General features: G+C 52.3%; 7 protein-coding genes. 2 read left to right on the forward strand and 5 right to left on the reverse strand.

Annotated features, from left to right (window positions below; all coding sequences use genetic code 11):
* From B3F49_RS02025 to B3F49_RS02040, 4 genes are all read right to left on the reverse strand, one after another.
* A partial coding sequence (locus B3F49_RS02025) for a Gfo/Idh/MocA family protein (protein WP_293908746.1) occupies positions 1 to 998 on the reverse strand: 998 nt, incomplete at its 3' end.
* Between the two features lie 61 nt (positions 999 to 1,059).
* Entirely contained in the window at positions 1,060 to 2,316 is a 1,257-nt protein-coding gene (locus B3F49_RS02030; protein ID WP_293908747.1) for an ABC transporter substrate-binding protein, read from the reverse strand.
* Positions 2,317 to 2,366: 50 nt separating this feature from the next.
* Positions 2,367 to 3,200 (reverse strand): carbohydrate ABC transporter permease, encoded by an 834-nt coding sequence (locus tag B3F49_RS02035; RefSeq protein ID WP_293908748.1) that lies wholly within the window; start codon positions 3,198 to 3,200, stop codon positions 2,367 to 2,369.
* A gap of 11 nt (positions 3,201 to 3,211) precedes the next feature.
* The gene (locus B3F49_RS02040; RefSeq protein WP_293908749.1) at positions 3,212 to 4,102 is read right to left on the reverse strand and encodes a carbohydrate ABC transporter permease; all 891 of its coding nucleotides are present in this window, start codon (positions 4,100 to 4,102) and stop codon (positions 3,212 to 3,214) included.
* Positions 4,103 to 4,262: 160 nt separating this feature from the next.
* On the opposite strand from B3F49_RS02040, the gene B3F49_RS02045 reads away from it, so the two are divergent.
* Together B3F49_RS02045 and B3F49_RS02050 are read left to right on the forward strand one after the other, a co-directional pair.
* Complete coding sequence (locus B3F49_RS02045) at positions 4,263 to 5,471, forward strand: ROK family transcriptional regulator (protein WP_293908750.1); 1,209 nt, start codon at positions 4,263 to 4,265, stop codon at positions 5,469 to 5,471.
* 395 nt (positions 5,472 to 5,866) lie between these two features.
* Positions 5,867 to 6,301: a hypothetical protein gene (locus tag B3F49_RS02050; protein WP_293908752.1), complete on the forward strand. Its 435-nt coding sequence runs from the start codon at positions 5,867 to 5,869 to the stop codon at positions 6,299 to 6,301.
* Between the two features lie 67 nt (positions 6,302 to 6,368).
* Here the strand turns inward: B3F49_RS02050 and B3F49_RS02055 are convergent.
* Positions 6,369 to 6,770, reverse strand: a 402-nt coding sequence (locus tag B3F49_RS02055) for an ABC transporter ATP-binding protein (protein WP_293908754.1), incomplete at its 5' end; no start/stop codon positions are given.

The following is a 6,770-nucleotide window of genomic DNA, read 5'->3' on the forward strand; positions in this document are numbered from 1 at the left end:
TTCTCCATGTCTCCGATCAACTCGGCCTGGGTGCCCATCAGCCTCAGGCCCCGATGGGTGGTCATCGTAAAGCCGCTCATGGTGAAGGTGGCGATGACGCCGTTGGCGAACTGTGCATTCACCGTCTGGTGGTCGACGACATTGTTGTCGCAGTGGTAGACACAACGGCCCCACGGACCTTGTTGCAAGGCTTTGAGCCTGCCTTCAACCGAGAGATCGGTGGTTATGACATCCACCGGCCATGCGGTGTTTTTTCCAAGGTAAATCTTTTGTGCTGCATACGGGCATGCTTCATAGTGCGGGCAGTTGTCGGTGCACCGAAGCGGGGCGCCCTCCGGCGCATTCTCTTGCCTGAAATGGTACAGGTCGCCGTAGGAGCTGAGCGAGGTGCAATCGGCACCGGCCAGGTAGAGCAGGATATCCATGTCATGGCAGCTCTTGGCAAGAATCATGGGAGCCGAGGTGTTGCTGTTGTTCCAGTGCCCCCTGACAAAGCTGTGGGACATGTGAATGTGGCCTACACACTCATCCAGCTCGATGCCGATGAGTCTTCCCAGCTCACCCTGGGCGATCAACTTCTTGACGCGGGTGAAGAAGGGGGAGTACCGAAGCACATGGGAGATGACGAATACTTTGGAGAAGTTTTGGGAGGCCCGGGCAATGGTTTTGCTGTCCTCAAGGGTGGTGACGATGGGCTTTTCACAGAGTATGTGGTACTGCTTCTCAATGGCTGCCAGGATTGCATCGCGATGCATGGTATCCTGGGTGGCGATGACCACCGCATCGAAGTCCTGCTTGACGACAAACAAGTCATGCCAATCCTTTACTGCATAGGCAGTCTTTACAGCATGCTCCTCTACGATGTGCTGTCGTTTGACATCATCGGGTTCTGCTACTGCAACAATTCTCATCTCCTGGGGATGTGCTTTTGCATAGGCGGCATATACATGAGTTCCCCTACTTCCTGCCCCAAGCAGTGCTACACGAATCGGCTCCATTGGTTCCCTCCTGGATTATGTGGTTGCACCCCGTTCGGGGCGCAACCTGATGATAGCATGGTTATTTGTTGATTTCTGCGTTGATGACTTTCTCAATCTCTGCAAGGCCGTTTCCCAGCTGCGGCTGCATGAACACCTTGTCCATCTCGTTGTTCAACAAGGTGTACACGGGCCCTGCATTCTTAGCGGAGATTGGAAGCGGATAGCCGTAGTTGACGGTATCCACAATAGCCTTGGTGTCAAGCCAGCTGTACTCCTTGAAGAAAAGTTCTGCTCCGCCATTGTAGCAGGGTGCCCAAACACTGGAAAGCAAAGTTGCATGCCGTTCGCTGGCAAGGTAGGACATGAACTTCATAACTTCCTCAGGATGCTTGGTCTTCGCCGAGGCCACATAGCCGAGGTTGTGGTAGATGCTGGCACGCTGCTTCTGCTTGGGCATCGGGGCAATGCCCAGATCCGGACCCAGAATCTCTGCAAACTGCTTGAGGATGCCGGTGTGGTTGGTGATCATGGCAACCATGCCTGACTGGAACATGGTGGCCTTGGTGATCTCGCGCATCTCGCTGACCGTCGGTGAATAGCCGTACTTGTAGATCAGGTCGAGCAGGAACTGGGCTGCTTCCCTTCCCTCGGGAGTGTCGATCACAAGCTTCATGCGGTCTTCGCTGAACAGTGTTCCACCGTTCTGCAGGATGAAGTTGGAAGCTCCGCTTTGCATGTCGGGGTCGGCGATGGTGCCGTACTGGATGGTGGTGCCCTTGTCCTTGATGGTCAGCTTGGCACTGGCGTTGAGATAATCGTCCCAGGTCCAGCTGTCGTCAGGATAGGCAAGACCGGCCTTGTCGAACATGGCCTTGTTGTAGTACAAAATGACCGAGTCGAAGAAGATGGGTACACCATAGCGGTTGCCTTCATGCATGAACGGCTCAGAGTAGATGGAGTTGAAGTTCTCAAACTTGATTTGGTCCTTGTAGGGCTCGAGGTTCATGATCAAACCGGTAGGAAGATAGGACACGGCATTGGGATGGTTGAGCCAGAATACATCGGGTCCGGTTCCGGTTGGCAGTGCCATCTGCAGCTTGGTCCAGTAGTCGGACCAGGGAATGATCGACATGTTTACCTTGATTCCTGCATTCTGGGCCTCAAACTCTGCAATCATTTTCTTGTAGACTTCCTCACCATTCTGGTCCCAGTACCAGAAGTTGATCGTTTTCGTTTCCTGCGGTTTTGCTTCGGCTCCTCCGGCCGCAAACAAACTGTTCAATGACAAGGCGATGAGCAGCATAGCCACCAAGACGGTTCTCAGATCCTTTTTCATAGATTCCTCCTGTTGTATTTCAATCCAGCATATTCTGGATATGAATGCGGTTATTCCTTGATTCCCGACAAGGCGATGCCTTCGATGAAATACCGTTGGCTGATGATGAACACCACAACCATCGGAAGCGATACCACCACCGCTGCAGTAAGCAGCAGGTTGTCCCTGGTCAGGTGCTGACCTTGCAGGTTGGCGACAGCGATGGACAGGGTGTACTTCTCTGTCGAGTTGATCACCACCAACGGCCAAAGGAAGTCGTTCCAGCTGAAGACCAGGCACATGATGCCGGTTGCGAGCAATGCACTATGGCAGAGCGGCAGCAGAATGGACCAAAAAATCCTGAAATGCCCCGCCCCATCGAGGTAGGCGGACTCATCCAGCGACCGCGGCAGGCTCATGATCTGCTGGCGCATGTAGAAGGTCGTTGTCACGCTGGGAATGCTGGGGATGATGATGCCCAGATAGGAGTCGAAGAGCCCCAGGTCGAGAATAAGCTTGTAGCGGGGCATGAGAATCATCTGGATGGGGATCATCAGGGCCAGCAGCAGGGATACGAAAATCACATTCTTGAAGGGAAAGTCGATACGGGCGAATGCATAGGCTGCAAGCGAGGAGAGAAACAGCTGGGGGAAGGTGATGCCGATGGTGTTGATGATGTTGTTCTTGTAATACGAGAGAAAGTTCAGCCTGCCGAACAGCTCTTTGTAGTTGTCCAGATTGGTGAAGCTTGCCGGGAAAAAAACCACGGGAATCTGCACCGTCTCACGATAGGTCTTGAAGGAGGAGACGACTATCCAGAAGAACGGCACCAAGGTGATGAGGGCGAATACGGCAAGGACGAAGAAGCCAATGCTGATTCCCCATGTTTTATTCAGTTTTCTCATGGCTTGCCTCCTCAGCTGTAGTGCACCCAGTGCTTCTGACCGACGTTCTGCAAAATGGTTACGGAAAGTACGATAAGGGAGAAAATAATCGCCTCTGCTGACGCATACCCCATTTCCAGATAGGTGAACCCTCGTTCGTAGATGCCGAAGGCCATGGTACGGATGTTCTCCCTGACGATCACATTGCTCTTGCCGAATACAAAGATGTAGTCGAACATCTTGAAGCTGTTGATGATCGCGAGCACAAGACAGAAGAACAGTTGCGGGGTAACCAGCGGGAAGGTGATGTGCAGAAATTTCACCCACCACGAGCCACCGTCGATGTCGCACGCTTCATAGTACTGAGGTGAAATATTCTGAAGGCCTGCAAGAAGAATGACGGTGAAGTACCCGATGCTCGCCCACAGCGTCACCAGGACTATGACGAACCGAGTCAGCAAGGCATTGCTGAACCAAGCCGGTTGCGGGAGGTTCATAATCCTGAGCAGACCGTTTACCAGACCGTAGCGGGAGTTGAAGACGATCATGAAAATCTGGGCTGTGATAACCGGCAGTATGACATAAGGAAGGAAGAAAATCGTTCGGAATACTCCCTTTCCCAATAGATGTTTCTTATTCAGGGCATTGGCGAGAAAGAGCGAAATGCCGACAGTCAAAGGTACTGATACCAGCACGAAGAACATGGTGTTCTTGAATTCGAGCCAGATGGTTGGATCCTGAAAGAGCCGCTTGTAGTTTGAAAGTCCTATGTATTGGGGAGCACTCAGATGATTCCATTTGGTGAAGGAGATGAAGACTGAACTCACCATGGGATAGAGGAAGAAGATATACAGGCCCAACACAGTGGGGGCTATGAAGAGATAGGCCCATATCCAATCCTTGTGCTTTCGTTGCAGTTGCATGTTCGGCTCCTTCAAAAGGGTCGTTTCAAGTCTGGTACAGCTTCAGCATAAGGGAGTATTTTTCATTTGTCAAACTTTTTTGTTCGATTGTCGAACATTTTTTGTATCCTATATGTCATTCCATCTACCAACTCCAGCCGTTTTGCAGTATGCTGAGCCTATGAAACGAATCACCGACTGCTGTTCCAACCTAGCCATCCACACCATCATCCAACTTGTGTGGAATGAAAAAACCATCACCCGTGCAGAGCTCAGCAGGCTCAGCGGTTTCTCCCGCAGCACCATCACCGCCAATGTGGACAAGCTGCTCGAAGACGGGATTCTCTTGGAACAACCCCTCGAGGGCCAGGACAAGCGCAAGAGCCTGGTCATCAACCAGAACCGCGGCTTGTTCATCGGCATCGAAATGGATGCCGACTGCTGTGCAGTAGGGGCCTGTGATATCATGGGCACACTATTGGTTGAGCAGTGTATTTCCATCGACTATGTCGACGGCCCCGATGCAATTCTCAAGCAGATCTCCCAAACCATCAAAGCACTGCAGGAAAGCCTCAAGGAGCGGGAGACCGCCATCCTCGGCATCGGGGTGGGACTTCCCTCCCCGGTCGATTTTGCCGGCGGCTACGCTGTACACCCTGCTTTCATGCCCGGCTGGCACCACTATCCGGTTGGACCGAAACTGGAAAAGCTTTACGCATGTCCGGTCTTTGTGGACAACGAAGTGAACACCATGGCCTTCGGGGAAGCATTCTTGTCCGAGCAGTACCGGGGCAAGGACATCCTGTTCATCAAGCTCGGTGCCGGTATCGGGGCGGGCATGATCGTGCAAGGCTCGATTTATCGTGGCAACAGCGGTATGAGCGGCAATATCGGGCACATGAGGGTTGACGGCAACACGCAGCAGTGCAAGTGCGGCAAGGTCGGATGCCTTGAAGCCATCGCCGGAGGCAGTGCATTGCTCAAGCGCGCCGAGCTGTTGGCTCACACCAAGCAGAATCCGTTCCTGCAGAAGGTGGTAGAAGAAAAAGGGTATCTGCAGCTCTCCGATCTCAAGGAGGCCATCCGACGCCGTGACAGCCAGATCATCCAGATGGTGGATGAAAGCGCCCACACCATCGGATCCATGGTAGGCAGCCTGGTGGTGTTCTACGACCCGAAGGCGGTGGTGCTCGGCGGCAACCTGTGTGAGTTCGGCTTACAGTATGTCGACTCCATCAGACGCGCCATCATCACCGAGGCAACTCCTTGGATCAAGAGCGACTTTGATGTGAATGTCACCAAGTTCGGCGACAGCATCGGCGTCATAGGATCTGCGATGCTGTGCATCAGCACCCTCATCCGTAATGGGGCGTTTGTGAACGAGGTGTAAAAGCAATCCTCTCAACGAACGAGTGAAGCTGTCGTATACGTTTGATTCGTACTCTTCGGATGATCGGGATTACCCATGACCAACAGGTTTCTCTCCACCAAGGGAAGCACATGTTTCGTAGAGAAGTACGAGACCGACTTAAACCTGAAGTGGGCAGCTATCTCGACCCTTGTCCTAGGAACCTTGCAGAACTCCAGAATCGAGTGTTCAATAGTAGAGATGTCTTCACTTGGTATGAATTCCTGATGGTCATCCAAGAAAGCCCGTTTATGCAAGGTAACGGTAAACAAGCCGCGTGATGAATCGAAAACGGGGTCTGGATTACCAGCTTCCCTCATCGAGCTGTAGATGGTATTTTCAGGTATGAGCCCTTTTACAGATTTCGAGGTAGTATAATGGAACATTCAGGAGAGTATTTCAAAAACAGCCCATGGGGTAATCTCTCACTAGATCGAACGTTTCTCTCGTATAACACACTGCCCTTGGTGTTCAGCTTGCTTGACGCTGCGGGTAATCATTATCTATCCATCTGCGTCAGTTGGCATCCAGACTACGAATGGCTTGTAATCCAAGCAACAGTTGCAGAACTAATCAGCCTCATCAACGATTCAATCACTCTTTCCACCTTGCTCACGACAATGGGTACAAGAAAAATGTACTGCAAGTGGCCGGAACATTCCGATTCAAGTGAATTCTATGAATGTGAGCAATTCCCAATTGAAATACTGCCGCAGAAGGATGTGTATCTTGAGCTGGATCAAGATGACTTCAGGGAGTACGTCTTGCGGTTACAACAGGAACATCAGACAGCGGATATAGGTATCAACTAGGTGAACCATACACCAAGGAGGGGTCTCCCCCTCCTTGTCTGAATCACTCATGGATTGAAGATCTTCGTTACTTGGACTTGCCCAAGTAGGCGAACTTGATCTGCTCGTTCTCCAAGAGCTCCTTGCCAGGTCCTGTGAGGGTGATGTTCCCTGTCTCCATGACATACCCGGTATGGGCGGTTCTGAGGGCGACGTTGGCGTTCTGCTCGATGAGCAGGACGGTCACGCCGGCCTCGTTGATTCTCTTGATGATGGAGAAGATGTCCTTCACCACAAGCGGGGCAAGACCGAGGGACGGCTCATCCATCATGATCATCTTGGGGTTGGCCATCAGGGCCCTTCCGACGGCCAGCATCTGCTGCTCGCCGCCAGAAAGTGTTCCTGCCAGCTGCCAGTGACGTTCCTTGAGGCGGGGAAAGAGTTCATAGACGCGCTCCAGGTTCTGCTGCTCATGGCTCTTGTCCTGCAG

The organism is Sphaerochaeta sp. UBA5836 (genome assembly GCF_002432845.1).
In the GTDB taxonomy this organism is placed as follows: Bacteria; Spirochaetota; Spirochaetia; order Sphaerochaetales; family Sphaerochaetaceae; genus Sphaerochaeta.

Excerpts from the sequence above, each read along its gene's own strand:
- B3F49_RS02030 (WP_293908747.1), bottom strand. The coding sequence starts at position 2,316 with ATGAAAAAGGATCTGAGAACCGTCTTGGTGGCTATGCTGCTCATCGCC.
- B3F49_RS02035 (WP_293908748.1), bottom strand. The coding sequence starts at position 3,200 with ATGAGAAAACTGAATAAAACATGGGGAATCAGCATTGGCTTCTTCGTC.
- B3F49_RS02040 (WP_293908749.1), bottom strand. The coding sequence starts at position 4,102 with ATGCAACTGCAACGAAAGCACAAGGATTGGATATGGGCCTATCTCTTC.
- B3F49_RS02045 (WP_293908750.1), top strand. The coding sequence starts at position 4,263 with ATGAAACGAATCACCGACTGCTGTTCCAACCTAGCCATCCACACCATC.
- B3F49_RS02050 (WP_293908752.1), top strand. The coding sequence starts at position 5,867 with ATGGAACATTCAGGAGAGTATTTCAAAAACAGCCCATGGGGTAATCTC.